We start from the raw sequence: 2,036 nt of genomic DNA, 5'->3' as shown, positions 1-2,036 counted from the left end.
GAGCTGTCGCGCCAATCGGAGCGGCTCACCGCCGAGGTCGGGCGCTTCCTGGCGACTGTCCGGGCGGCCTGAGGCGGGATCCGCCCGCCGCGCCTGTCCGGAGGGCGTGCTGGAGCGGCTGCCGCAGAATTGCCCGGATGGTGCCCGGGGATCGGTCCGGTCGCCCCGGCGATTCGTCGGGTGCGACCGCAACGGCCCTCGTGCTTGGAGCGGACCCGATGCGGATCCTCGCCCTGCTCATCCTTCTCAGCATCGGCGCAGCGCAGGCGCAGGAGGCCGACCTCGACTGGCGGACTCCCGGCCTCGTCTGCCTCATCGACGTGCCGGCCGGCGACGCGACAGCTTCCGTCCCGCCGCCCGGCCAGAAGCGCGAAGACGGTGACCGCTTTCCGCGCTGCTTCTCCGGCACGCCCGGCATCTTCTGGCCCGCGTTCCACCGCTCGGGAGACCGGCATTCTTGAATGTCGGCTTTCGAGGAGGGGCCGGCCGATACGCGTGAGCCTGATGCACCCGTTGCATGCCTGTGGCCGCGGTCTCGTGCGGAGCTTACGTCCAGGACTCGAACTATCCGGGACGTTGATCGCGCAATGATTCGCTGAATTTCAAATATTTATCCGCAATAATACAGACATACAAAACAAAAGACTTTTGTATTATAAATCGTTTTGGCAACCTCAAGTAAGAAATTCGTGGCCTTTCGTGCGACCGAGAGGTATGCATCCGGGTCGCTCAACTCGGGTGTTTGATCGTGCCTAGGCTTTCGCTTCGCTTTATCATTGTCGCGATTGTTGCGCTCGTCAGTGCCGTAGCGATCGGCCTGGCGGCCTCGCAACTGTTCAGAAGCAAGACGCGCTCGGATCTGGCAAATCAGGTCGCCGCCTATATGGCGATCGATCGCAATCTCTTCACGAGCCTGACGCAGCTCCGGATCGAGCGCGGCTGGAACATGACCGCGCTTCTCGAGGAGCCTCAGGACAACCGGGTCCATCGACAGACCGCCCGCGATGGCCGCCAGGCGTTCGACGCGGCGATCGACGGTGCGCTCACCGATCTGAAATGGATGCCCGATGCCGCCTTGCGGGCTCGGGGCGTCGAGCTGCAATCCTTCCTGGACACGTGGCGGCGGCTGCGCCCGGCCGTGGACCCGGCCCTCGATCAGCCCCTTGCAGCTCGCGATCCAGCCCTCCGCAAGCAGCTGGACGAGTTCGGCAACCGCTTCCTGATCGCGCTCGAAGCCGCGTCCGACGCCGTCGAAAAGCAGATCCAAGCTCTCGATTCCGCCTTTGGAAGCTTCCTCGATGCCCGGGCCGCGATATGGCTCACGCGGACGAGCAGTGGCCGCAGCGCCGCCATCGTGAGTGCGCTCTTGGCGAGCGGTCGTGCCGCTACGCCTGCGGAAGCGTCTCAACTGAATGCTGCCGACACCCAGGCCCTCACGGCTTGGCAAGTTGCCGCGCGCACCATCGAGATCGGCGGCTTCGACGCAGCCGTGCGCGACACCTATGCTCGGGCCAACGATATCTATTTCGGCGGCCGCATGGCTGAACTCCGGAACGCGGTTGTCGCCGCCGTCTCGGAAGGGCGGAAGATCCCGGTTTCCAACGCGGCCTGGGATGGCGGGGTCGTCACAGGGCAGAAGGCCGTGTCCGATGCGGCGATCGCGGTCATCGCGTCCGCGGTGGATAGGACCCGCGCGGCCGCTGCCGAGGCCCGGCAGGATCTCGTAGTCGCCGTCGCGGCCATCCTCCTCACGGTCGGGTTGGCGATAGCCGCGATCCTGACCGTGCAGTTCCGCGTCGTTCGGCGGATCCTCGGTCTGGCGGCGGCCATGCGGCGCCTCGCCGACGGAGAGCTCGGGACGCAGGTGCCCGGCACGCAGCACGCGGACGAGCTCGGGTCCATGGCCGGAGCCGTGCAGGTGTTCAAGGACAACCTGATCCGGACCAAGGCCCTGGAGGCGGAAACCGCCGAGGCCCGGCGCGTCGCCGAGGAGCAGCGCCGCGGGGCGATGCACCAGATGGCCGACGTGTTCGAGC

The 2,036-nt window shown here is 66.5% G+C and carries 2 protein-coding genes; both read left to right on the top strand.

What is annotated here, in order from left to right; translation table 11 throughout:
• Positions 1-218 precede the first annotated feature (218 nt).
• A complete protein-coding gene (locus LGR69_RS31680) occupies positions 219-461 on the top strand; it encodes a hypothetical protein (protein WP_230368577.1) in 243 nt (80 codons plus the stop codon).
• 287 nt (positions 462-748) lie between these two features.
• A partial coding sequence (locus LGR69_RS32155; protein WP_230368576.1) for a HAMP domain-containing protein occupies positions 749-2,036 on the top strand: 1,288 nt, incomplete at its 3' end.

The organism is Methylobacterium brachiatum, from assembly GCF_020523825.1.
Classification (GTDB): Bacteria; Pseudomonadota; Alphaproteobacteria; order Rhizobiales; family Beijerinckiaceae; genus Methylobacterium; species Methylobacterium brachiatum.
Note: the sequence above shows the minus strand (reverse complement) of the source record. Positions and strands in the feature narration are given on the sequence as shown.

Bases quoted from the DNA above. Each gene is read 5' to 3' on its own strand.
- LGR69_RS31680 (WP_230368577.1), top strand. From the start codon at position 219: ATGCGGATCCTCGCCCTGCTCATCCTTCTCAGCATCGGCGCAGCGCAG.